Source organism: Nonomuraea typhae (assembly GCF_009760925.1).
Taxonomy (GTDB): Bacteria; Actinomycetota; Actinomycetes; order Streptosporangiales; family Streptosporangiaceae; genus Nonomuraea; species Nonomuraea typhae.
In genome coordinates this window covers 82,187-104,920 of record NZ_VRLV01000006.1, presented here as the reverse complement: position 1 = coordinate 104,920, position 22,734 = coordinate 82,187, and the positions used below count along the sequence as shown (strand labels likewise).

The following is a 22,734-nucleotide window of genomic DNA, read 5'->3' as shown; positions in this document are numbered from 1 at the left end:
CAGTACTGTCCGCGGGGGCCGCGGGGTTCCCACGATATTCAGAAGTCGGTGACGAGCGCGGCGTGGTCGGACAGTCGCCGGGTGAGCGTCCAGGAGCGGAGGGGCTTCAGGTCCTTGGCGAAGATGTAGTCGATGCGCTCGGCGAGAGGGAGGTCGGGGCGGGCGCTCCACGTGTGCCCCGGATCCGCGGACAGGGCGCGGAAGGTGTCGGTGTAGCCGGCGTCCTCGAGGATTCTGGTGGTACGCAGCTGTGGCCGGTCGGCGGCCGGGAGCACGTTGAGGTCGCCGGCCACGACGACCGGGCCGGAGTGCCCGTCCAGGAGGCGCGGCAGCTCCTCGTGCACGATCCGGCTCAGCTCGGCGTACTGCACCCGCTCGTCCGCGCGCCCGTCCCCACCGGCGGCGAGCACGTCTCCCAGCCAGGGTTCGGAGAAGTTGAGCCAGGTGGCGAAGACGTTCACGCCGGGCGACACCCGGATTCCGCCGAAGCGGAAGTCGTCGAAGGACGGGGGGAAGACGTGGGTCACCGGCAGGCGGGTGAAGATCCAGAGGTTGTCGCGGTCCCGGGCGGTGATCCGGGTCCCGGTGTACCCGGGGAGCCCGGCCAGGATCGCGGGGGCCGCGCCGTACGTCTCGACGCAGACGAAGACGTCGGGGGCGACGGCCGCGACCTGCTCCACGATCAGGGGCAGGTCGTCGCGGCCGCCGTTCCAGATGTTCCAGGTCAGGACGCGCACGGCCAGTCCAGGAGCACGTACCCGCGGTGCGGCACGTCGGCCGCCACGTGGATCCGGCCGCCGGCGCGCCGGACGGGGACCGGTCTCGGCTCCTCCAGCGGCACCAGCAGGGTCGCGGTCACGTCCGCGTCCAGGTGGGCGACGGGGCGGGCCGGGTCGGCGCTGCCGTTGGCGATCGCCAGCCGGTAGCCGGAGCGGGTCCGCGCGAAGTGCGGCAGCAGATGCGCTCCCCCGGTCACCAGCGGCAGGTCGGCGCCCAGGTGGCGGATCGCGCGGTGGGCCAGGTCGCGGCCGTCGTCGTCGCGGCCCAGCGCCTCCGGCGTGCAGGCGGCGATGGTGACCACCCGTCCGCCGAGCGCGTTGGTGAAGGCGACGCGGCCGTCGCCCCAGTGCTCGCCGCGCGGGGTGAGGATCTCGGTCCACGCCTCGGCTCCGGGCAGCGCGGTCAGGCGCGCGACGGCGGGCTGCACGTTCACGCTGAGCAGCCCGCCGCCGTCCAGCACGCGTTCCATGCTGTACGGCCGGTGGGACGGCGTGTGCCGTTCGGCCACCTCCTCCACCCGGACGCCCAGCAGGTCGCCGAATCCGCGTTCGGTCAGCACGAGCGCGGCGTGCCCGTCGAGCAGGAGGCCGCCGGAGAGCAGGCGTTCGGCCTCGGCGTCGGGCAGGCCCCAGGCGACCTTGCCGAACACGGCGTTGACCGGCGCGATCCCGGCCTGGACGGGCACCCCGTAGGGCAGCAGGTATTCGGCGGCCCGCAGCGGATCCGCTTGCAGGCCGTCGAGGCCGCCGTCGCCCCAGACGTGGGCCGAGGTGTCGGGCCACCACGGCACACCTACCCCGTACACCGAAATCTCCGGTTCGTAGGCGCGGTCCACCGCCGGGCGCGACCGTGTCAGCATCCGGCCGATCCGGGGATACCGCTGTGGGTCGCCGGTGACGAACGGATGCACGTCCAGCAACAGCCCGCCGGCCCCGGACAACCGGGCCGTGACCATCTCCGACCAGGTCTGGGTGTCGGATTTGGTCCACTCGGTGTGCGGCCAGTTCTCGATCTCCGGTGCCACCTCGACGCCGGCGGGCCGCAGTCCGCGCTGCAACTCCAGCATCGCGATCGAGTACGACAGCCGCCGCCCCGGCGCGTCCCCATAGGGCGCGAAGTGGGGCCGATGCACCTCGACCCGGTCGAAGACCTCCGTCCAGTCGCGGCCCTCCACCGAGGCCACGCCCAGGCCGGAGCTCATCAGCCCGAGCTTGGCCCGGCCGTCCACGGCCTGCCGTACCAGGTCGAGGACCTCGAGCTGGGCCGTACGCCAGGTTCGCTGCAGGAGCGCCCGCCAGGGGTGCGGCGGGCCGGGGGCGGTGATCGCGGCGACCAGTTCCTCGCGGGCCGGCTTCTCCCCGGCGAGCTGGGCGAAGCGCTCCAGCATCTCGGGCTCGAAGCCGCCGCCCCAGGTCAGCGGGGCGTGGTTGTGGAAGCGGAAGTCGTCCTCCAGCCAGAGCACCCGGAAGCCGAGCCCGGCGAACCGTCCGTAGTGCCCGGCCAGCCAGTCGCGCCAGACCGGGCAGGCGAAGGAGGCCGTCGCCGTGGTCGTCTCGCCCGTGGGCGAGACCATGGGGGCGAAGCCGAGGTCCTGGGTGCGGCCGCGGTCGGCGTGGCCGGTCGTGACCCACGGGTTGAGCGAGGCGCCGACGCCGTGGGCGTCCAGCACATCCTTGACCGCGGCCACGTGCGCGAACCACAGGTCCTCGCCGACGCCGACCGGGTGGCCGGCGTGCAGTTCCTCGGAGCCGTAGATGAGCACGACCTCCTCGACCCCGTGCTCGGCGCAGTAGCGCGCCAGCTCGGCCGGATCGCGACCGGGCAGGACCTGGTAGCGGAGGTGGTAGGTCACGACTGGCCGCGGTCGAAGTAGGCGATCAGCTCCGGGTCGAGCGCCGGGATGTCGTACGGCGTGCCGCCGTCGCGCAGCGACATCGTGGCCATGTACCCGGCGGCCACACTCATCCGGGCGGCCACCGGCGAGGTGTCCGTCACCCCGCCCTCGCGCACGAAGCGGCAGAACTCGGCGATGATGCCCGGGTCGGCGCCGCCGTGCGTGCCCTCGGCGCTGGGCACCTTGTAGGCGATGTCGGCGTCGGCGCGGTAGTCGCTGGGCCCGGTGTTCCACACCTTCACCGTGTCGCCGGGGCCGTCGCCGAAGTTCTCCAGCCTGCCCTCGGTGCCGATGACGGTGTAGCTGCGGAAGTAGTCGGGCGCGAAGTGGCACTGCTGGTAGGCGGCGATGACGCCGTTGTCCAGCCGCATGTTCATGACCGACAGGTCCTCCACGTCGACCACGTGGTTGAGGTCCTTGCGCGCGGCAGGCGGCCAGTCGAACTCCTTCAGCCACCCCTCCGGCCGCGGCGTGTCCGCCTCGCGCCGGGGCAGGTCGCCGTAAACCATGAGGTCGCCGAAGGCGTTGACCCGCGTGCTGTAGCCGCCGGCCAGCCAGTGGATCACGTCCAGGTCGTGGGCGGCCTTCTGCAGCAGCAGGCCGGTGGTGTTGCGGCGGTCGGCGTGCCAGTCCTTGAAGTAGTAGTCGCCGCCGTAGGAGACGAAGTGGCGCACCCACACCGCCTTCGGCTCGCCGATGACCCCCTTCTGGATGATGTCGCGCATCAGCCGGACCACACCCATGTGCCGCATGTTGTGCCCGACGTACAACCGGGTGCCCGTACGGCGGGCCGCGCGCAGGATGTTGTCGCAGCCCTCGACCGTGATGTGCATCGGCTTCTCGAGGTAGACCGCCTTGCCCGCCTCCAGGCAGTCGATCGCCAGCCGCTCGTGGGTGTCGTCCGGCGTCGCCAGGATGATCGCGTCGACGTCGTCGCGCTCCAGCAGCTCGCGGTAGTCCTCGGTGAGGACGTCCGCCTCGAACCGCCGCGCCTGGCGCTTGAGGACGGCCGGGTCGATGTCGCACAGCGCGCTCACCACCGACCCCTTGCCCGGACGGTGCGCGGCAAGGTGCAGGTTCGTCCGGAGCCCGAGGCCGACGGCTCCGATGCGCAGGTCTTCCACTGGGTTCCCTTCTTGCGGATTACGGCTTGGGGCGGGCGAGGGTGGCCGCGGCCACCTGCCCGCGGTCGAAGTAGGCGATCAGCTCCGGGTCGAGCCCCGGAATGTCGTACGGCCGGCCGCCGTCGCGCAGCGACATCGTGGCCATGTACCCGGCGGCCACACTCATCCGGGCGGCCACCGGCGAGGTGTCCGTCACCCCGCCCTCCCGGATGAACCTGCAGAACTCCATCACGATCCGCTCGTCGGAGCCGCCGTGGGAGCCCTTGGCCTCAGGGACCTTGTAGGAGATGTCACCATCCGCCCGATACCCGGTGGGGCCGTGGTTCCACACCTTCACCCGGTCCCCGTCGTTCTCCAGGCGGCCCGCGTCACCGATGACGGTGTAGCTGCGGTTGTAGTCAGGGGTGAAGTGGCACTGCTGGTAGGCGGCGATGACGCCGTTGTCCAGCCGCATGTTCATGACCGAGACGTCCTCGACGTCCACGACCGGATTGAGGTCGCGCCGCGCGGCCGGCGGCCAGTCGAACTCCTTCAGCCACCCGTCCGGTTTCGGCGCCCCGGGCGCCCGCCTGGGCAGGTCGCCGTAGACCACCAGGTCGCCGAAGGCGTTGACCCGGGTCGTGTAGCCGCCGGCCAGCCAGTGGATCACGTCCAGGTCGTGGGCCGCCTTCTGCAGCAGCAGGCCGGTGGTCCGGGCGCGCTCGGCGTGCCAGTCCTTGAAGTAGTAGTCGCCGCCGTAGGAGACGAAGTGGCGCACCCACACCGCCTTGGGGGTGCCGATCTCGCCCTTCCGGATGATGTCGCGCATCAACCGGACCACGCCCATGTGCCGCATGTTGTGGCCCACGTACAACCGGGTGCCCGAACGTTGCGCCGCGCGCAGGATGTTGTCGCAGCCCTCGACCGTGATGTGCATCGGCTTCTCGAGGTAGACCGCCTTGCCCGCCTCCAGGCAGTCGATCGCCAGCCGCTCGTGGGTGTCGTCCGGGGTGACGACCAGCACGGCGTCGAGGTCGTCGCGTGCGAGCAGCTCGCGGTGGTCCTCGGTCAGGTACGGCCGGCCGAAGCGCTCCGCGGCCCGCTTCAGCGCGGCCGGATCGGCGTCGCACAGCGCGGTGACCACCGAGCCGCGCCCCGGCCGGTGCGCGGCCAGCGCGAGGCTGAGCCGCAGCCCGAGGCCGATGACCCCGATGCGTAGATCTTCCACGTGCCGTCCCTCCAGGTGCCCCGATCAGTCCTGAAGGGTAGCGGTCATTTATGAAAGAATCTATAGAAAATAAGCCCGAAAATCCGGCACAAGCCCACACCAAGCCCCGGATCGCCCGGAGAGATAAGAAACCCGGCAGCGTTAAGCCTCGACGAAGAAGAGCGTGCGGTCCGCGTGGTTGAGGGCCAGCCGTACCGCCCCCACCACGATCGACTCGCGGCCCAGCTCCGAGGCGACCACCTTGGGCGGATACAGGCACACCCGGTTGAGATACGCCTGAATCGGGTCCACGAGCAGCTCCCGCCCGCGCGCCAGCGCGCCCCCCACCACCACCATCTCCGGATCGAGCGGGTTGACCACCGTCACCAGGCTCTCGCCCAGGCGCAGCGCGAACTGCTCCACCGCGGCGGCCGCGTCCCGCTCCCCCGCCCTGGCCCGCTCGAAGGCGAACTCGGCCATGTCGCTCGGCGCCCGCAGCTCGCCCGGCTCGGCCGCCATCGCATAGGAGATCACGCTGCCGAACACCGACCAGTTGCCGTTGGGCTGCTCGCCCAGCTCGCCGGAGGCCGCATGGGCGCCCCGGTACGGCACGCCGTCGATGAGCAGGCCCAGCGCCAGCCGGTTGCCGGTGAACAGGTAGACCACGTCGCGGCACTCCTGCGCCACGCCCCGCCAGTGCTCGGCGAGTACGGCCAGCCGCATGTCGTTCTCCACCAGCAGCGGCGCCGGGATCGCCTTGCCCAGCTCCGCCCGCAGGTCCAGCCCGGTCCAGTCGCGCAGCCGTACGCTCTTGACCACGCGGCCCTCGCCGTCCACCACGCCCGTCGTGCCGACGCCGACCGCGGCCAGGTCCGCGGAGGTCAGCCCGAGCCCGCCCGCGCACTCCTCCACGAGCCGGACCACCGCGGCCATCCGCTCCTGCGCGTCCACCTCGTACGGCACCCCGGCCGACCGGGAACCCACCACGTTGCCGCTGAGATCGGAGATCATCGCCCGGATCGTGGAGCCGCCGATGCCGACGCCCACCACGTGCCCGGCATCCGCCCGGAACCGGTACCTGCGGGCGGGCCTGCCGCGCTGCCGGTCGCCCAACTCCTCCTCGCACTCCTCGGCCCAGCCCTCGGCCAGGAGCTCCTCGACGATCGCCTCCGCCGTCGGGCGCGACACCTTGGCCGCCCTGGCCAGTTCGGTGAGCGTCACCTCGGCGGCCGCCCGCAGGATCCGGAGGATCGCCGCCGAGTTGAGCCTGCGCAGAAGTGAGGCGTCACCGCTCTGCTGTCGCACCTGACCTCCATACAGTTGAACGGATATTCTACTTAGTCAAAGTTGTTACGTAATCACCCCTAGGGAACCCCGGCTTCCAGGGGTGTGAAGGTTCTCTGTGGGGGGAGTTAAGCAAACCTCGATGGACACGCCCAAAGCCCGGCGGGCACAGTGCGTAAGGTTCAGACGAGGGGGGTTGCCGCCATGAAGGCGCTGGTCAAGGATCGGCCGCAGGAAGGACTCTGGCTGAAGGACGTGCCGGAGCCGGAGCTCGGCCCGGGCGAGGTGCTGATCAAGGTGCTGCGCACCGGCATCTGCGGCACCGACCTGCACATCAGGAAATATGACGACTGGGCCCGCCACACGCTGGACCTGCCGCTCATCGTCGGCCACGAGTTCAGCGGGCGCGTCGTCGAGGTCGCCCCCGGCGTCGAGGACATCAAGGCCGGCGACCTGGTCAGCGGCGAAGGCCACATCGTCTGCGGCAAGTGCCGCAACTGCATGGCCGGCCGGCGCCACCTGTGCCGCAACACCATCGGCCTCGGGGTCAACCGCGACGGCGCCTTCGCCGAGTACCTCACGCTCCCGGCCGGCAACGTCTGGGTGCACCGGGTACCCGTCGACCCCGACATCGCCGCCATCTTCGACCCGTTCGGCAACGCCGTACACACGGCCCTGTCCTTCCCCCTCGTCGGCGAGGACGTGCTGATCACCGGCGCCGGCCCCATCGGCCTGATGGCCGCCGCCGTCGCCACCCACGTCGGCGCCCGCAACGTCGTGATCACCGACGTCAGCCCCGACCGCCTCGACCTCGCCGGCAAGCTCGGCGTCTCCCTCGCCCTGAACGTCGCCCAGACCCCGATCGCCGACGGCATGAAGCAGCTCGGCATGCGGGAGGGCTTCGACGTCGGCCTCGAGATGTCCGGCAACCCCCGGGCCATGCGCGACATGATCGCCACCATGACCCACGGCGGGAAGATCGCCATGCTCGGCCTGCCCGCGGAGGAGTTCGCGATCGACTGGTCCACGGTGGTCACCTCGATGATCACCATCAAGGGCATCTACGGCCGTGAGATGTTCGAGACCTGGTACAACATGTCGGTCCTGCTGGAGAAGGGCCTCGACCTCTCTCCCGTGATCACCGACCGGTACGGCTACCGCGACTTCGACGCCGCCTTCGACACCGCCGCCAGTGGACGCACCGGCAAGGTCATTCTCGACTGGGAGGATTGATGTTCACCACCGTCCGCGGGCAACTGCGCGAGACGCTCGACGAGATCACCGAGGCCGGGCTGCACAAGCCCGAGCGGATCATCAGCACCCCGCAGAACGCCCACGTGCGTGTGGGCGCGGCCGACGTGCTGAACTTCTGCGCCAACAACTACCTCGGCCTGGCCGACAACCCCGAGGTCGTCGCCGCGGCGCAGCAGGCGCTGGAGCGGTGGGGCTTCGGGATGGCGTCCGTGCGGTTCATCTGCGGCACCCAGGAGGTGCACAAGGAGCTCGAATCACGGCTGTCCGACTTTCTGGGCATGGAGGACACCGTCCTCTACAGCTCGTGTTTCGACGCCAACGGCGGCGTGTTCGAGACGCTGCTCGACGCCCAGGACGCCGTCATCTCCGACGCGCTCAACCACGCCAGCATCATCGACGGCATCCGGCTGTCCAAGGCCAAGCGCCTGCGCTACGCCAACCGGGACATGGCCGAGCTCGAGGCCCGGCTCAAGGAGGCCGGTGACGCGCGGCGCAGGCTGATCGTGACCGACGGCGTGTTCTCCATGGACGGATATGTCGCGCCGCTGCGGGAGATCTGCGACCTGGCCGACCGCTACGACGCCATGGTCATGGTCGACGACTCCCACGCCGTCGGCTTCGTCGGCCCCACCGGCCGCGGCACCCCCGAGCTCCACGGCGTCACCGACCGGGTCGACATCATCACCGGCACGCTCGGCAAGGCCCTCGGCGGCGCCAGCGGCGGCTACGTCGCCGCCCGCAAGGAGATCTGCGACCTGCTGCGCCAGCGCTCCCGCCCGTACCTGTTCTCCAACTCGCTCGCCCCCGTCATCGCGGCCGCGTCCCTGCGCATCCTGGACCTGCTCGAAACCTCCAACTCCGCCCGCGACCAGCTGCGCGACAACACCGCGCGCTTCCGCAGCCGGATGAGCGAGGCCGGGTTCGACATCCTGCCCGGCGACCACCCGATCGTCCCCGTCATGATCGGTGACGCCGCCGAGGCCGGGGCCATGGCCGAGCGCCTCCTGGAACTGGGCATCTACGTGATCGGCTTCTCCTACCCGGTGGTCCCGCACGGGCAGGCGCGCATCCGGGTCCAGCTGTCGGCCGCCCACTCCACCGCGGACGTGGACCGCGCCGTCGACGCCTTCATCGCCGCCCGGCGCTCCTGACCTTCTATGCTCGGCCGGGTGATAGAGACCCGGCGCCTGCGGACGCTTCGCGCGGTGGCCGACCACGGTACGGTCACCGCCGCCGCGGCGGCGCTCCACCTCACCCCGTCCGCGGTGTCACAGCAGCTCGGGGCGTTGGAGCACGAGGTAGGGCACCGGCTGTTCGTCCGGGACGGCCGCGGGGTGCGGCTCACCGCCGTCGGGCGGATCATGGTGGCGCACGCGGACGAGATCCTGGCCCAGCTCGAACGCGCCGAGGCCGAGGTGGCCGCCTACGCGACGGGCGCCGCGGGCGAGGTGGTGGTGGCCTCGTTCGCCACGGCCATCGCGGCCGTGCTGGCGCTAGCCGTACGGACCCTGCGCGAGACCTCGCCCGGGCTGCAGGTGCGGGTCCGGGACGCGGAGGGCGACCAGAGCCTGACCATGCTGCTGGACGGCGCGGCCGACCTGGCGATCGCCGTGGAATACCGGGGCGCTCCCGACGATCAGCGCCTGACCCGGGTGTCCTTGTACGCCGAGCCCTTCGACCTCGTGCTGCCCGCCGGCCACCCACATTCCGGTTCACTTGCCGATTTGTCCGGAGAAGTGTGGATTGGCCCCCATCCGGGGAATCCGGTGCACGACGTCATCGTGGTGGCGTGCGAACGGGCCGGGTTCACGCCCGACTTCGTCCACTCCTCCGACGACTTCCGCGCGGTGGTGGCGCTGGTCGGGGCCGGGGCGGGCGTGGCGCTGGTGCCGCGACTGGCGCTCCGGGACCTCGACCTGACGGGCGTGGAGGTACGGCGGGCCGCGGGCCCGGAGCGCCGCGTGTTCGCCGCGGTGCGGAGGGGGGCGGAACACCATCCGCTGCTCCGCCCGATCCTGCTCACCCTGGACGCGATCGCAGCCGACCTCATCCCCTCCTGAAACACCTCCCAAAGCCGGACATTTACCGATCCTTCAGGAGCGGGTGGACAGGCTCTGGGAGAGGCAGAACTGCTGATCGGCAGTTCGCGCTGGAGAATGAGGTGATGTACGGCTCTTTATTTCGTCTGCCCCGAGTGCCGCTGCAAGCGGTGCTCGGGTTCCTCGCCCAGCTCACCCAACTGGTGGCGCCCATAGGAACCGTGCTCGTGGTCCAGGCCGCCACCGGCTCACTCGCGCTGGCCGGTCTGGCGGCCGCCGCCTTCTCCCTCGGCGCCGGCCTCGCCCGCCCCCTCCAGGGCCGCCTCATGGACCGCCACGGATCCCGTCCCATCCTCGACGCCACCGCCGCCATTCACGTCTGCGCCCTGCTCGGCCTCGTGGCCGGGGCGGCCGCCGGCTTCCCCGGCTGGAGCCTCGTCGCCCTGGCCGCCCTTGCGGGCGCCGGCCTGCCGCCGGTCTCCGTCAGCATGCGCGTCGAATGGGGTCAGCGCATCCCCGCCGCCAGCCGTACCGCCGCCTACAGCCTCGTCTATCTCGTCCAGGAACTGGCCCTTCTGACCGGGCCGCTCCTGTTCACGCTGGTGATCGCCCTTCTTGCCAGTCCTTCCCTTGCCCTCGCCGGCGTCGCCCTCGCCGCCGGTCTCAGCACCGTGCTGTTCGCCCGCGCCCTCCACGCGGGCAGCCCGCCGCCGGCGTCGGCGGGCGGCGGCCTGTTCACCCGGCCGGGCGTCCCGCTGCTCCTGGTCGTGGCGGTCCTGGCCGGATGCTGCCTCGGCGTCCTCGAGGTCGGTGCGCCCGCCCTGGCCGCCGCCCGCGGCACCCCCGCCCTGACCGGCCTCCTCATCGCCGGCCTCTCCCTCGGCGGCATCACCGGCGCCATCGTGTACGGCATGCGTCCTTGGCACGCCGGCCCCGGCATCCGCCTGATCGCCCTACTGGCGCCGCTGGGTCTGTGCCTGGCCCCCCTCGCCTGGCTGACGGCCTCGGCCCTGGACCGGTCGGCGCCGGTGCTGCCGTTGGCCGGGTTCGGGGTCGCGATGTTCCTGGCCGGGCTGACGTTCAACCCTTCCTTGACGACGGTCTCGCTGCTGGTGGACGAGCTGGCGCCCGGGGCCAGGAGCGAGGCGTTCGGCTGGCTGTCCACCGCCATCGGCCTCGGCACCGCCTCGGGCTCCGGCCTGGCCGGATTGATCGGCGACCGCTTCGGCCCTGCCGCGACCTTCGCGGCGGCCTCCGCCGCCGCCCTCCTCGCCGCCTTTCTCGCCACTCTCCTCCACCTGACCCGCACCCGCCACCGCCCGTAGAGGTGCTCGACGAGCACGAGCGCTGGGCCTGGTTGTCGGGATCCGCTGGCAAGCCGGAGAAGCCTTGACCAAAGCCGGATCGCATGAAATATAGGGATAAAGATATATATAGGGACCCAGATATATCGGAGGCGCAGGGATGGCGACGCAGGATCGGCGGCGGGCGGAGACCCGTGCCCGGCTGATCGAGGCGGCCGCCGACCTGTTCGCCCGCAAGGGGTTCCACGCCGTGTCCGCCGAAAGCGTCGCCGAGGCCGCCGACCGGACCACCGGCGCCCTCTACAACCACTTCGGCGGCAAGGAAGGTCTGCTGCTCGCCCTGCTGGAGGTGTGGAAGGACCAGACCGCGGCCGACCTGCTGGCCGGGTTCGAGGAGATCACCGAACTCGACGACCGGCTGGCTGCCCTCTTCGACGTACTCACCCGCGACGACCGGGATCGCGGTGCGGCCTGGCTCCTGCTCGAGCTGGAGTTGTGGCTGCACGGCGCGCGTGATCCCGGCATCGGCGAACCGCTTGCCCGGCGCTACGCCGGCATCCGTGCCCGCCTGGCCGAGGGGCTGTCCGACTGGGCGGCGATCGCAGGCGTACCGCTCAGGCGATCACCGGAGCAGACGGCCGTGGCCGTGCTCGGGCTGCTGATCGGCTGCGCGGTGCAACACCGGCTCGATCCGCCTGCCGTCGAACGGCAGGCCGTGGTGGCCGCCCTGCGTGACCTGCTCGGCCTCCCCGGCCCCTGACCGAAGGAACGACACCACCAGCAGGCCCCGACCTCGCGCCCAAGGGAGCCCCCATGCACATCGACCTGCTCGAGAACACCTGGGAACGCCACGTCCCCCACGACCAGTTCGCCTACCTTCGCCGCAACGCCCCGGTCTACTGGCACGAGGTGCCGGACGACACCGGCTTCTGGGCGGTTACCAAGTACCACGACGTCAAGGCTGTCAGCCGCGATGCCAGGACGTGGTCCACGGAGCTGGGGACGACGTTCATCCGTACCCAGACGCCGGAGTTCATCGACATCGCCAAGCTGACCCTGCTCAACATGGACCCGCCCAAGCAGACCAGGTACCGGCGGCTGGTGAGCGCGGGGTTCACGCCGAAGATGATCGGCAAGCTGGCCGCGACCGTGCAGGCGCGGGCGGAGAAGATCGCCGACGGGGTGGTGGAGCGGGGCGGCGAGGTGGAGTTCGTCACGGACGTCGCGGAGTACCTGCCGCTGCAGATGATCTGCGATCTGATCGGCGTCCCCGAGAGCGACCACCACCTGATCTTCGACTGGTCGAACCGGATGGTCGGGTTCCAGGATCCGGACTTCCGGACGACGCCGGAGGACGGGGAGATCGCGGCGGCGGAGATCTTCGCCTACTGCGACGGCCTGGTGGACGAGCGGCGGGTCCGTCCCCGGGAGGACATCCTCACCGCGCTGGTCCAGGCGGAGGTGGACGGCGACCGGCTGTCCCGGGAGGAGATCGACTCCTTCTTCGTCATCCTCTGCGTGGCCGGGAACGAGACCACCCGCAATCTCATCGCGCACTCGATGATGGCGCTGATCGAACACCCGGGCGCCTATCGGGAACTGGCCGACGGCCTGGACGACGAGGAGTTGTGGCGCAGCGCCACGGAGGAGTTCCTGCGGTGGGGCTCCTCCATTCACAACTTCCGCCGGACCGCGACCACCGACACCGAGATCTCCGGGCAGAAGATCGGCGAGGGCGAGAAGGTGGTGACGTTCTACGCCTCGGCCAACCGCGACGAGGCGGTCTTCACCGATCCACACCGCTTCGACCTGCGCCGCGACCCCAACGACCACGTGACCTTCGGCGGCGGAGGCCCGCACTTCTGCCTCGGCGCCGGGCTGGCGAGGGTGCAGATCACGTGCATGATCCGGGAACTCGTCCGCCGCTTCCCCACCGCCGAGCACACCGGGCCGGTCAAGCGGATGCGGTCGGACTTCATCAACGGCATCAAGCACATGCCGCTGGCGTTCGGCTCACGCTAGATCGCGGGCGCGGGTGAGGGCGGCGCTGAAGGCGGCGTAGCGGGCGAGTTCGGCGGCGACCGGGTCCAGGACGTCGGCCTTGGCCACCTCGGCGATCGCGGCACGCAGGGCTTTGGCCGCGATGCGGGCGCGGCGCCGGCCGCCCAGCCACGCGGCCAGGCGGGACAGCAGGGCGATCAGCACCCCGGCCAGGGCGCCGCCGAGCAGCAGAACCGTGGGCCACGGGACCTCCAGGACCGTGGGGGTCGGTGGTTCGGGCAGCCGCAGGTAGCCCAGGGCGAACAACGCCGTCAGCCAGAGCGCCCCCGCCGCCGCCGTGGCGAAGACCAGCCACTGCAGCCCCCCGGCCGCCCGCCACCACCGGGGGCGGCGGGTGGCGGTGAGCGAGGTGGTGGAGATCGCCTTGTCCAGGGCGTCGGCCAGGTCGTCGGCGCGCGAGCGGGCCGCCCGCCGGACGGCCGGCGCCCAGGAAGGGGGCAGCCCGTCCGCCGCGGCCTCGCCGACGTCCCTGATGGCCGTGTCCATCTGTGCTTTCTGTACGGCGGAGGCCGCCGGCAACGACGTCCTGCCCACGATCTCCGCGCCCGTGGCGGAACCCGGCGATCCGATGCGCAGGCGCCGCAACGGATCCGGCCGGAACCGGCGGATCCACCGGGTGACGGGCCACCCGGTGGCCACGACGGCCCGGTGCCGATGCCCCTTGCCCACCGCGTCCACGACCAGAGGCACCCCGGACGCCTCGGCCAGCGCCGCGGTCAGGCGCTTCTCCAGCCCGGAGACCTGGGACGACGTGCCCGGCGGCCCGCTTGCCGCCTCCAGCGCGTCGGCGGCGGTGGCGACGTCGGCCGACAGCCGCTCCGCCCAGGAGCGGCGGGCGCCCACCCGGTCGGCGAGCAGCGTGCGCAGGCCGGGCAGCCCGGCACCGGTGCGCGCGGAGACGCCCACGACCGGCACGCCGCTCAGCCCGTCGTCGTCCAGGAGCCGCCGCAGGTCGGCCAGGCAGCGTTCGACGGCGGCGGGCGGCAGGCGGTCGATCTGGTTGAGGACGACGACCGTGACGTCCCGATGCCGGGCCAGGGGCCGCAGGTATCGGTCGTGGACCGCCGCGTCGGCGTACTTCTGCGGGTCCAGCACCCACACGAGCAGATCGACCACCTCGACCAGCCGGTCCACTTCCAGCCGGTGGGCGAGTTCGATGGAGTCGTGGTCCGGGAGGTCGAGCAGGACCAAGCCGGTCAGGCCGGGGTCGGGGTCGGGCAGGGCGTGCCGGCGGGGGATCTCCAGCCAGTCGAGCAGGGGCCCGGCCCCGCCGCCGTCCCAGAGCGCGGCCTGGGCGGTGGAGGTGGTGGGCCGCGTGACGCCGACGGTGGCCAGATCCGTCCCGGTCAGCTCGTTGAACAGGGTCGATTTTCCGCTGCCCGTGGCGCCGGCGAGGGCGGCCACGGTGTGGGTCACGGACAGGCTCCGCCGTACCCCGGCTCGTTCGGCGACCGCGCGGGCGGCGGCGGCGACGTCGGCGGGCAGCCGCCCCTCTGCGAGGTCGGCGGCTTCCCGCAGCGCTTCGAGACGTTCGTCCAGACCTGGGCCCCGACGCAGCACCCTCACCGCTCCTCACCCGAAATATCCGAAATATCCGGCCCTGACGGCTCGGGCGACCCTGACGGCTCGGGCGACCCTGGCGGCTCGGGCGGCCTTGGCGGCTCGGGCGGCCTTGGCGGCTCGGCCCGCTCATCCGCCTGATCCGCGCCGCCCGAATCGCCCAGAACCCCACCAGGCACCCGGCGAGCCGCAATCTCCGAAGCGGCCTCCCGCAACGCCTCTCCCGTCCCACCCGGCGGCTCGATCTCCTCCAGCACCCCGGTGAACCGCCCCGCCTCCAGCTCCAGAAGCTCCTGCACCCGCTCCCGCAAGTCCTCCCGAGCCCGATTGGTCAACGTCCGCACGGCCTGGTCACCGAAGATGGCCTCCAGCAGCTTCTGCGACAGCAGACTGGTCCCCCCGGCGATCCCGACCTCGATCCCGGTCAGCCCGCCGGTGGACGCGAACACGGCCAGCATCACCAGCAGCCCGGCCCCGTTGACCCCGAAGGACGCCGCCCGGGCCGTGGTCCGCTTCCCCGCCCCCTCCTGCCGCACCAGCTCGAGCACATGATCCTGCCACCCTCGCACCGCGCTCTCGGCCTGCGCGGACAACGACCCGGACGCCCGCCCGAGCCGAGCCGCCTCGACGGCCCCCAGCCGCTCCAGAACCCCGGCCCCGCCAGGCGCGGCCGACCAGCCCTCGAGCGCCCGCTCGGCCGCCCCGTCGGCCGCGGACCGGATCAGCGCCTCGACCCCGCTCTCCAGCGCGACCCGGAGCTGAGCCCCCTGCCCCTTGCCGGTGAAGAACCCGACGATCCGATCGCGCACCCATCCGACCCGGCTCTCCAGGGACCGCATGAGGTCCCCGGTCCCGATGAAGTCCTGCCACCGGGCCAGGACCTCGCCCCTCAGCAGGCTCCCGTCGCTCATGCCGGCGTCGAAGTCGCTCATGGCGGTGCCGTACGCGGCGGTGACGATCGAGCGCAGGGAGGCGAACCCGTCCTGCTGACGTTCGACGGCGTCGGCGATGGCGGGCACGCGGGCGGCGAGGTTGTCGAGCGCGCCGGAGAGCGTCTGCCGGACCACGCGGGCCCGCTCGGCGGCGTCGGCGGCCAGCGAGGCCAGCCAGGTGACGATGGGCCGTACGGAGGCGGCGGGCAGGCTCGCCTTCTCCCCGGGCAGAAACGCCTCGGGCACGGTGAAGAGCTTGGTCCCGCCCAGCCCGTTGGCCTCCAGCAACCGGGTCAGGTCGGCGGAGACCGCGACCATCGCCTCGGGTGGCACCCGGTCCAGCACGACGGCGAGAGCCGTACTCCGGTCACGGGCGGCGCGCAGGAAACTCCACGGCACCTCGTCGGCGTAACGGGCGGCGGTGGTGACGAACAGCCAGAGGTCGGCGGCGGCGAGCAGTTGCGCGGCGAGCTGCCGGTTCTCCGCGACGACGGAGTCGATGTCGGGCGCGTCGAGCAACGCCAGCCCTGGGGTCAGCGACGGGACGGTCACCACCCGCAGCGCGCCGGGCCCCGACTCGGACCCGGACACCCGTGAGAGGCCGGGCAGCACGTGTGGGCCCATGAACCACGCCTGGTCGGCCGGGCTGACCGCGAGCGTGGGCACGAGCGTGGTCGGCCGCAGCACCCCCGGCTCGGCCACGTCGGCGCCGGCCAGCGAGTTGACCAGCGTGGACTTGCCCGCGCCGGTGGAGCCCCCGACCACGGTCAGCAGGGGCGCGTCGATCGAGCGCAACCGGGGCAGCACGTAGTCGTCGAGCTGCCCGGTCAGCTCCTTGAGCGCGAGCCGGTCGGCGGCGGCCTCGCCGATCGCGAGCGGAAAGAGCTCGCCGTCGAGCCGGGCGCGCAGTGACTCTAATGCGCTCACCAGTTCCATAGGGACACGCTAACCGGCCGACGGCTCCCTCAGCACGTAACCGACGCTGCGCAGCGTGTGGATGAGCCGGGGCTCGGTGTCATCCATTTTGCGGCGAAGGTAGGACACATAGGACTCGACGACCCCGGTCTCGCCGCCGAAGTCGTAGCTCCAGACGTGCTCCAGAATCTGCGCCTTGGAGACCACCCGCCCGGCGTTGGACATGAAGTAGTGCAGCAGCTTGAACTCGGTGGGCGACAGGTGCACGCTCTGCCCGCCGCGCCACACCTCGCGCGTCTCCTCGTCCAGCTCGAGGTCGCCGACCTGCAGCCGCTTGGGCGGCGTGATCTCTCCCCGGGTACGGCGAAGCACCGCGCGGATCCGGGCCTGGACCTCTTCCAGCGAGAACGGCTTGGTCACGTAGTCGTCGCCCACGGACAGCCCGGCGATCTTGTCGTCGGTGGCGTCCCGGGCGGTCAGGAAGAGCACGGGCGACGAGATCCGCCTGGCCACCTCGAACCCGTCGAGGTCGGGCAGCATGACGTCGAGCACGACGAGGTCGGGCGAGGACCGCCCGGCCATCTCGACGGCTTCCCTCCCGTCGGCGGCGGTCATCACCTCGAACCCGGCGTAGCGCAGGCTCTCGGAGAGCAGATCCCTGATGCTGGGCTCGTCGTCCACCACCATGATCAGCGCTTCTGGTGTGCTGCTCACACAGCACAGGGTGCACGAGGAACCTTGGGGAAAGCTGAAGGGTCACTCCAAGTCGAGTGGGAGTTCCACCCGGAAGGTGGCCCCGGCGCCCGGTCTGCTGTGGACGCGTACGGCGCCGCCGTGGGCTTCCACGAGCGCCCGGACGATGGCCAGGCCGAGGCCGCTGCCACGGTCCTCGCCGGTGCGCCGGGAGCGGGCGGAGTCAGCTCGGTAGAAGCGCTCGAAGACGCGTTCCAGCTGCTCGGGCGTGAGCCCTGGGCCCTGGTCGGCGACTTCGAGGAAGGCGGTGCGGGCCCCCGCGCCGACGCGTACGGTGACCGGGGTGCCGGGGTCGGTGTGATGGAGGGCGTTGGACATGAGGTTGGCCACGACCTGGCGCAGCCGTACCTCGTCGCCGGAGACGATGAGGGCGGCGTCGCCGACGACCTCGAGTTTCACGTTGCGGTCGGGAGCGAGGATGCGGGCGTCGTGGACGGCGTCGGCGGCCAGGGCGAGCATGTCCACGGGCCGCATCTGCAGGGGGCGCTGCTGGTCGACGCGGGCCAGCAGCAGCAGGTCGTCCACGAGCAGGCTCATCCGCCCGGCGGCCTTCTCGACGCGGCGCAGCATCTCGGACGGGTCGGCGCCGGGATTCTGCCGGGAGTACTCGGCGTAGCCGAGGATCGAGGTCAGCGGGGTGCGCAGTTCGTGGGAGGCGTCGCCGACGAACTGCCGCATGCGGTCCTCGGAGCGGCGGGCCGCGGCCTCGGAGGCGGAGCGGGCGGCGAACGCGGACTCGATCTGGGCGAGCATGCCGTTGATCGCGGTGGCCAGGCGGCCGACCTCGGTGCGCGGGTCGCCGTCGGGCACCCTTCGGCCCAGCTCACCGCCGGCGATGGCGCCGGCCGTACGCTCGATCTCGCCGAGTGAGCGCAGGCTGCGGCGCACGAGCGCGACGCCGACGACGGCGAGGATGAGCAGGATGCCGCCACCGCCGAGCAGTTCGATGAGGATGAGGCGGCGGGTGATGTCGCCGACCTCGGACAGGTCGACGGCGACCGTCACCTCGCCCCACTGGGTGTCGGTGCGCCTGACCCGCCATTCGCCGTCGCCGCTGACCGCGTGGACGGTGACGGGCGCGTCCACGACCTCCGTCCGCACGGGTTTGGGCTTGAGGTCCACTTCGCGCAGGTTGGTGTACGGCGGCGCCGGCCTCCCGTCGGGGCGCATGATGATGACGATCGAGTCGGATTCGATGAGCAGCTGCTTACGCGGGACGGAGTTGCCCATGTCGTGCCTGAGCTTTCCCCTGACCCGCTGGGTGATCAGCTCGATCTGGCCGTCCACCCGGTCGATGAGGTAGCGGTTCAGCACCGAGACGCTGATGACGCCGATGAAGGTGAGCCCGAGCCCGAGCAGGGCGAGCACGGCGGCGATCAGCTTGATCCTCAGGGGCAGCCCGCGCATCAGGGCCCCGGTGGCAGGCGGAGCACGTATCCGACACCGCGCAGGGTGTGGATGAGACGCGGATTGCCGTGGTCGATCTTGCGGCGGAGCACGGAGACGTACGACTCCACGATCCCGACCTCGCCCCTGAAGTCGTAGTCCCAGACGTGGTCGAGGATCTGCGGCTTGGACAGCACGCGCCCGGCGTTGGTCATGAAGTAGTGCAGCAGCTTGAACTCGGTGGGCGACAGCGGCACCAGCTTCCCGCCGCGCCAGACCTCGTGGCTCTCCTCGTCGAGTTCGACGTCGGCGAAGGTCAGCCGCGGCGGCGGCGCCTGCGTGGCGGTACGGCGCAGCACGGCGTGAATGCGCGCGATCACCTCTTCGAGGCTGAACGGCTTGGTCACGTAGTCGTCGCCGCCGACGGTCAGCCCGTGGATCTTGTCCTCGGTGCCGTCACGCGCGGTCAGGAAGACGACCGGGATGGCCGAGCCGCCGCTGCGCAGCCGTTTGACCACGTCGAAGCCATCCATGTCGGGCAGCATGACGTCGAGCACGACGAGGTCGGGGCGGTGCCGTTGCACGGCGGCCACCGCCTCGTGCCCGCTCCGGGCGGTGCGGACGTCGAAGCCGGCGAACTTCAGGCTCGCGGCGAGGAGGTCGAGGATGTTGGGGTCGTCCTCGACGATCAGCAGGCGTGATTCCATCACTCCTAAGGATGCCCTCAGCGGGTGGGTGCTGGAACAACTCCCGCGATATGCCGTGCAATGGCCAGACTCGACGTCGCCCCTGGAGATGGGGCATTACGCACCAGAACCAGCCTTCCCCGGACATCGATCACGAAATCATCGACCAGGGAGCCGTCGCGGGCGACCGCCTGAGCACGGACCCCACCAGTCGTGCGCTCCAGGTCGGCGGCGGTCAGCGCCGGGACGTAGCGGCGGGCCGCGGCCAGGAACTCACGCTTGACCAGCGAGCCGTAGACCTCCTTGACGCCGGTGCGCCAGTGCTTCCTGGCCATGCGCAACGTGCCCGGCCAGGTGAGGATCTGGCGGGCGTTCCCGATCCGGCCCCAGGTGTAGCCCTCGTAGGCCAGGGCCAGCACCGCGTTCGGGCCGACCAGGACCTCGCCGTCGATGTGCCGGGTCAGGTGCACCCCGAGGAACGGGTAGCGCGGGTCGGGCACCGGATAGATCAGGCCCCTGACCAGATCCTTGGCCGATCCGGCCAGCGCGTAGTACTCGCCGCGGAAGGGCACGATACGCACCTCGCCCGGGTCGCCGGCCATGGCGGCCACCGCGTCGGTGCCCAGACCGGCGCACACCACCAGCCGGTCGAAGGCCAGGACGCGCTTGGCGGCCAGCACCTCGACCTTGCCGCCGCGTTCCCTGATCGCCCTGACCGGGTGCGCCAGCCGTACCGAACCGCCGAGCTCGGCCACGTCGAGCGCGAGGCGGCGGGCGACGGCGGGGAAGTCGGCGATCGCGGTGTGCGGCGAGTGGACCGCGGCCACACCGACCGCGTGCGGCTCGATCTCGCGCAACGCGAGCGCGTCGAGCTCGGCGACCCCGGGCACGCCGTTCTCCCGCGCACGCTCGGCCAGCGCGGCCAGCCGCGGCCGCTCGTGCCGGCCCGAGGCGATGACCAGCTTGCCGACCTCTCGGTACGGCAGGCCGTGCTCGGCACAGTAGGCGCGCAGCATGGCCACGCCCTCGCGGCAGAGCTTCGCCTTGAGCGAGCCAGGCGGGTAGTAGAGGCCCGCGTGGACGACGCCGCTGTTGTGACCCGTCTGGTGGACGCCCACCTGGTGCTCCTTGTCGAGCACGGTCACCTCGGCGCCTCTGGTCCTGGCGAGCTCACGGGCCACAGCCAGGCCGACGATGCCGGCGCCGACGATCCCAATCTTCTCCGTCACGGAGCTAGTTTGCCGATTCTTCGGACGTCGAGGTGGCCTTCGGCTGACAGCCAGCGCAATGTGTCCGAAACGGTGTCTTCCGCAAGGGCAAGGTGCTCCGCTCCGCTCGGGCGCCTTAAATGCGCCTTCGGCCTGACCTCAGCCAGAGCGGCCGGGGTCGTCCACGCGTGCTCTGGAGGGTCGGGGTTCAGGCATACCTGACGCTTCTTGAGGAAAACGGGCTGGTGGCTGCCGACCAGTTCAGGTCACGTCCTGCGGGGCTCGGTGCCGGGCCAGCGCGAGCATGAGGCGGTCCGCGACAGGAACACACCCCGTGCCAGGGCCGGCCGTGGGGTGGTCCCGTCGGGCGCCGCAACGGCGGGGGCAGAACTCCGATGCCGGGACGCTCCGCACCAGGGGCCGGCCAAACCCGCCTCCCGGATCGCCGAGACCTTCGACAACATGACCAAGGCCATCGCGTGAGCCATCCATGCCCCCTCTCCCGGTGACGTCGCCATGAAAGCCGCAATCGAACGTGAGTACGATGGGAGCATGTACGTCCCGCCAGAATGGCCGGTGGAGGTCCGCCCGCCCAGCGTTCCCGATTGGGAGACCTCGGCGGTCACCTGGCTGCTCGATGCCGTGCCACCCGACTACCGGGCCCACGAGGTGTTGCGCCGCCATCCCATCGCCCTGGCCAGGATGGCCGGCCATCACGTCAACGCGGCCATCGAGGCGGCCAGGGCCGGCTACCGCACGGCCGCCGTCGATCTCAAGGGCCACCTGCCGCCGCACACCGTCGAGGCGGTCCTCGACGTCTACCGCGAGGAGGGCCCGCGGCTGGTACGGCTGGCCAGGGCGATCGAGACGGTCGAGCGGGCGCTGCGCGGCGAGACCTTCACCGCCACCCTGCGCAGGAGCTAGCCGGCGAACTCAGCCAGCGCGGCGAAGATCTCGTCCCGCATGGTCGTGCTGCCGGTGTGCCCGGAGTCCTCCACGATGACGAGCCGCGCGTCCGGCCACGCCTGCGCCAGCTCCCAGGCGTTCTCCAGCGGCGAGCCGAGGTCGAAGCGGCCGTGGATGAGCACGCCCGGGATCCCGGCCAGCCGGTGGGCCCGCGCCAGCAGCACGCCCTCCTCCAGCCAGGCGTCGTTGGAGAAGTAGTGCGCGCAGATGCGGGCCATGGCCAGCAGCGCGTCGGGCGGCCGGTTGGAGTAGTTGCCCGGCTTGCCGTTGACCTCCAGGGAGATGACGGCGTCCTCCCAGGTCATCCAGTCGATGGCCGCCTTGTTCCGCACCTCGGGATCGGGGTCGGCCATGAGCCGCGCGTACGCCGCCAGCACGTCGCCGCGCCCGGCCTCCGGCACGCCCTCGCGGAAGCGCTGCCGCTGCTCGGGGAAGAAGCGGCCGACGCCGTTGTAGAGCCAGTCGGTCTCGTACCTGCGGGTCATGGTGACGCTCACGATGACCATCTCGGACACGCGTTCCGGGTGTTCCTGGGCGTAGGCCAGCATGAGTGTGGAGCCCCACGAGCCGCCGTACAGCAGCCACTTGTCCACGCCGAGGTGCTCGCGCAGCCGTTCCATGTCGGCGATCAGGTGCTGGGTGGTGTTGGCGGTCAGGTCGGTGGCCGGGTCGGCGGCGTGGGGCCGGCTCCTGCCGCAGTTGCGCTGGTCGAACAGGATGATGCGGTGGCGCTCCGGGTCGAAGGTACGGCGCTGCCCCGCCGTACACCCTGCGCCGGGGCCGCCGTGGACGACCAGGGCCGGCTTGCCTTCGGGGTTCCCGCAGGCTTCCCAGTAGATGAGGTTGCCGTCCCCGGTGTCCAGATATCCATGGTCATAGGGCTCGATATCAGGAAACATCAGACCAAGATACAACAGTGCTGTTATATCTCACGCCGTGGTGAGCCGCTCGACGACCGTCGTCAGGCTCCGCCGGTCCTCCACGGGCAGCTCGCCGACCAGGCTCCTGAGGCGCTCGGTCACGTCGCCGTGGGTCCGCATCGCCACCGAGTGGCCCTCCTCGGTCAGCTCGACCCAGGTCACCCGCCGGTCCTTGGGGTCACGGGCGCGGACGATCAGGCCCCGCTTCTCCGCCCGGTCCACCAGGCCGCTCAGGTTGGACTTCTCCAAGTGCATGATCTTGCCGAGGTCGCCCATCCGCACCCGCCCCCGGACGATCACCGCGCACACCAGCTCGGTCTGCTGCGCGGTGAGGTCGTAACCCCGTCCGATGTCGTTGAACAGGTGCAGCACGTGGTGCGCCAAGCCCACCAGGGCCTGGGACAGCTCCTCGCCCCTGACCGCCTCGATTTCCGTCATCTCGCCTCCGGCCCTCAGGCTAGCCCACTTGCGCACCCCTCCAA

20 protein-coding genes are annotated in these 22,734 nt (G+C 71.4%); 7 read left to right on the top strand and 13 right to left on the bottom strand.

Translation table 11 applies throughout. The annotated features are described in order from the left end of the window. Window positions 1-38 precede the first annotated feature (38 nt). The 5 genes from FVE25_RS23250 to FVE25_RS23230 form a co-directional block, all read right to left on the bottom strand. The gene (locus tag FVE25_RS23250; protein WP_157249159.1) at window positions 39-737 is read right to left on the bottom strand and encodes an endonuclease/exonuclease/phosphatase family protein; all 699 of its coding nucleotides are present in this window, start codon (window positions 735-737) and stop codon (window positions 39-41) included. Next, window positions 725-2,632: a hypothetical protein gene (locus FVE25_RS23245; protein ID WP_157249158.1), complete on the bottom strand. Its 1,908-nt coding sequence runs from the start codon at window positions 2,630-2,632 to the stop codon at window positions 725-727. Before FVE25_RS23245 ends, FVE25_RS23250 begins: the two co-directional genes overlap by 13 nt. Further along, window positions 2,629-3,798, bottom strand: a complete 1,170-nt coding sequence (locus FVE25_RS23240; protein WP_157249157.1) for a Gfo/Idh/MocA family protein — start codon at window positions 3,796-3,798, stop codon at window positions 2,629-2,631. Before FVE25_RS23240 ends, FVE25_RS23245 begins: the two co-directional genes overlap by 4 nt. Window positions 3,799-3,817: 19 nt before the next feature. Further along, entirely contained in the window at window positions 3,818-5,005 is a 1,188-nt protein-coding gene (locus tag FVE25_RS23235) for a Gfo/Idh/MocA family protein (RefSeq protein ID WP_157249156.1), read from the bottom strand. Between the two features lie 141 nt (window positions 5,006-5,146). After that, window positions 5,147-6,289 (bottom strand): ROK family transcriptional regulator, encoded by a 1,143-nt coding sequence (locus FVE25_RS23230; RefSeq protein ID WP_157249155.1) that lies wholly within the window; start codon window positions 6,287-6,289, stop codon window positions 5,147-5,149. A gap of 183 nt (window positions 6,290-6,472) precedes the next feature. On the opposite strand from FVE25_RS23230, the gene tdh reads away from it, so the two are divergent. The 6 genes from tdh (at window position 6,473) to FVE25_RS23200 (ending at window position 12,887) form a co-directional block, all read left to right on the top strand. Further along, the gene (gene tdh / locus FVE25_RS23225; RefSeq protein WP_157249154.1) at window positions 6,473-7,501 is read left to right on the top strand and encodes an L-threonine 3-dehydrogenase; all 1,029 of its coding nucleotides are present in this window, start codon (window positions 6,473-6,475) and stop codon (window positions 7,499-7,501) included. Then, a complete protein-coding gene (locus FVE25_RS23220; protein ID WP_157249153.1) occupies window positions 7,501-8,673 on the top strand; it encodes a glycine C-acetyltransferase in 1,173 nt (390 codons plus the stop codon). The genes tdh and FVE25_RS23220 overlap by 1 nt, the downstream gene beginning before the upstream one ends. An 18-nt stretch (window positions 8,674-8,691) precedes the next feature. Beyond that, window positions 8,692-9,582 carry a LysR family transcriptional regulator gene (locus FVE25_RS23215; protein ID WP_157249152.1) on the top strand — a complete coding sequence of 297 codons (891 nt, stop codon included), beginning with the start codon at window positions 8,692-8,694 and terminating at the stop codon, window positions 9,580-9,582. A 134-nt stretch (window positions 9,583-9,716) separates the two neighbouring features. Further along, window positions 9,717-10,886 carry an MFS transporter gene (locus tag FVE25_RS23210; protein ID WP_181019683.1) on the top strand — a complete coding sequence of 390 codons (1,170 nt, stop codon included), beginning with the start codon at window positions 9,717-9,719 and terminating at the stop codon, window positions 10,884-10,886. A 139-nt stretch (window positions 10,887-11,025) separates the two neighbouring features. Then, window positions 11,026-11,625 carry a TetR/AcrR family transcriptional regulator gene (locus FVE25_RS23205; RefSeq protein ID WP_157249150.1) on the top strand — a complete coding sequence of 200 codons (600 nt, stop codon included), beginning with the start codon at window positions 11,026-11,028 and terminating at the stop codon, window positions 11,623-11,625. 53 nt (window positions 11,626-11,678) lie between these two features. Beyond that, complete coding sequence (locus tag FVE25_RS23200) at window positions 11,679-12,887, top strand: cytochrome P450 (RefSeq protein WP_157249149.1); 1,209 nt, start codon at window positions 11,679-11,681, stop codon at window positions 12,885-12,887. Here FVE25_RS23200 and FVE25_RS23195 read toward each other — a convergent pair. From FVE25_RS23195 to lhgO, 6 genes are all read right to left on the bottom strand, one after another. Continuing rightward, window positions 12,879-14,492: a GTPase gene (locus tag FVE25_RS23195; RefSeq protein WP_157249148.1), complete on the bottom strand. Its 1,614-nt coding sequence runs from the start codon at window positions 14,490-14,492 to the stop codon at window positions 12,879-12,881. The genes FVE25_RS23200 and FVE25_RS23195 overlap by 9 nt on opposite strands. After that, window positions 14,489-16,354 carry a GTPase family protein gene (locus FVE25_RS23190; RefSeq protein ID WP_246267331.1) on the bottom strand — a complete coding sequence of 622 codons (1,866 nt, stop codon included), beginning with the start codon at window positions 16,352-16,354 and terminating at the stop codon, window positions 14,489-14,491. The genes FVE25_RS23195 and FVE25_RS23190 overlap by 4 nt, the downstream gene beginning before the upstream one ends. A gap of 9 nt (window positions 16,355-16,363) precedes the next feature. Beyond that, on the bottom strand, window positions 16,364-17,020 hold the full coding sequence (locus tag FVE25_RS23185; RefSeq protein ID WP_157249623.1) for a response regulator transcription factor: 657 nt from the start codon (window positions 17,018-17,020) through the stop codon (window positions 16,364-16,366). A 69-nt stretch (window positions 17,021-17,089) separates the two neighbouring features. Continuing rightward, window positions 17,090-18,493 (bottom strand): HAMP domain-containing sensor histidine kinase, encoded by a 1,404-nt coding sequence (locus FVE25_RS23180; RefSeq protein WP_157249147.1) that lies wholly within the window; start codon window positions 18,491-18,493, stop codon window positions 17,090-17,092. Then, window positions 18,493-19,179, bottom strand: coding sequence for a response regulator transcription factor (locus FVE25_RS23175; RefSeq protein WP_157249146.1), 687 nt, complete (start codon window positions 19,177-19,179; stop codon window positions 18,493-18,495). The genes FVE25_RS23180 and FVE25_RS23175 overlap by 1 nt, the downstream gene beginning before the upstream one ends. Before the next feature lie 17 nt (window positions 19,180-19,196). Then, window positions 19,197-20,387, bottom strand: a complete 1,191-nt coding sequence (lhgO, locus tag FVE25_RS23170; protein ID WP_157249145.1) for an L-2-hydroxyglutarate oxidase — start codon at window positions 20,385-20,387, stop codon at window positions 19,197-19,199. A 531-nt stretch (window positions 20,388-20,918) separates the two neighbouring features. On the opposite strand from lhgO, the gene FVE25_RS23165 reads away from it, so the two are divergent. Beyond that, window positions 20,919-21,290: a hypothetical protein gene (locus FVE25_RS23165; protein WP_157249144.1), complete on the top strand. Its 372-nt coding sequence runs from the start codon at window positions 20,919-20,921 to the stop codon at window positions 21,288-21,290. On the opposite strand, the gene pip is transcribed toward FVE25_RS23165, so the two are convergent. Both pip and FVE25_RS23155 read right to left on the bottom strand, forming a co-directional pair. After that, window positions 21,287-22,231, bottom strand: coding sequence for a prolyl aminopeptidase (pip, locus tag FVE25_RS23160; RefSeq protein WP_157249143.1), 945 nt, complete (start codon window positions 22,229-22,231; stop codon window positions 21,287-21,289). The genes FVE25_RS23165 and pip overlap by 4 nt on opposite strands. A 30-nt stretch (window positions 22,232-22,261) precedes the next feature. Further along, on the bottom strand, window positions 22,262-22,690 hold the full coding sequence (locus FVE25_RS23155) for a MarR family winged helix-turn-helix transcriptional regulator (protein WP_157249142.1): 429 nt from the start codon (window positions 22,688-22,690) through the stop codon (window positions 22,262-22,264). Window positions 22,691-22,734 lie beyond the last annotated feature (44 nt).

Excerpts from the sequence above, each read along its gene's own strand:
- FVE25_RS23190 (WP_246267331.1), bottom strand. The coding sequence starts at position 16,354 with ATGGAACTGGTGAGCGCATTAGAGTCACTGCGCGCCCGGCTCGACGGC.
- FVE25_RS23205 (WP_157249150.1), top strand. The coding sequence starts at position 11,026 with ATGGCGACGCAGGATCGGCGGCGGGCGGAGACCCGTGCCCGGCTGATC.
- FVE25_RS23155 (WP_157249142.1), bottom strand. The coding sequence starts at position 22,690 with ATGACGGAAATCGAGGCGGTCAGGGGCGAGGAGCTGTCCCAGGCCCTG.
- pip (WP_157249143.1), bottom strand. The coding sequence starts at position 22,231 with ATGTTTCCTGATATCGAGCCCTATGACCATGGATATCTGGACACCGGG.
- FVE25_RS23200 (WP_157249149.1), top strand. The coding sequence starts at position 11,679 with ATGCACATCGACCTGCTCGAGAACACCTGGGAACGCCACGTCCCCCAC.
- FVE25_RS23165 (WP_157249144.1), top strand. The coding sequence starts at position 20,919 with ATGTACGTCCCGCCAGAATGGCCGGTGGAGGTCCGCCCGCCCAGCGTT.
- FVE25_RS23185 (WP_157249623.1), bottom strand. The coding sequence starts at position 17,020 with ATGGTGGTGGACGACGAGCCCAGCATCAGGGATCTGCTCTCCGAGAGC.
- FVE25_RS23220 (WP_157249153.1), top strand. The coding sequence starts at position 7,501 with ATGTTCACCACCGTCCGCGGGCAACTGCGCGAGACGCTCGACGAGATC.
- tdh (WP_157249154.1), top strand. The coding sequence starts at position 6,473 with ATGAAGGCGCTGGTCAAGGATCGGCCGCAGGAAGGACTCTGGCTGAAG.
- FVE25_RS23175 (WP_157249146.1), bottom strand. The coding sequence starts at position 19,179 with ATGGAATCACGCCTGCTGATCGTCGAGGACGACCCCAACATCCTCGAC.
- FVE25_RS23180 (WP_157249147.1), bottom strand. The coding sequence starts at position 18,493 with ATGCGCGGGCTGCCCCTGAGGATCAAGCTGATCGCCGCCGTGCTCGCC.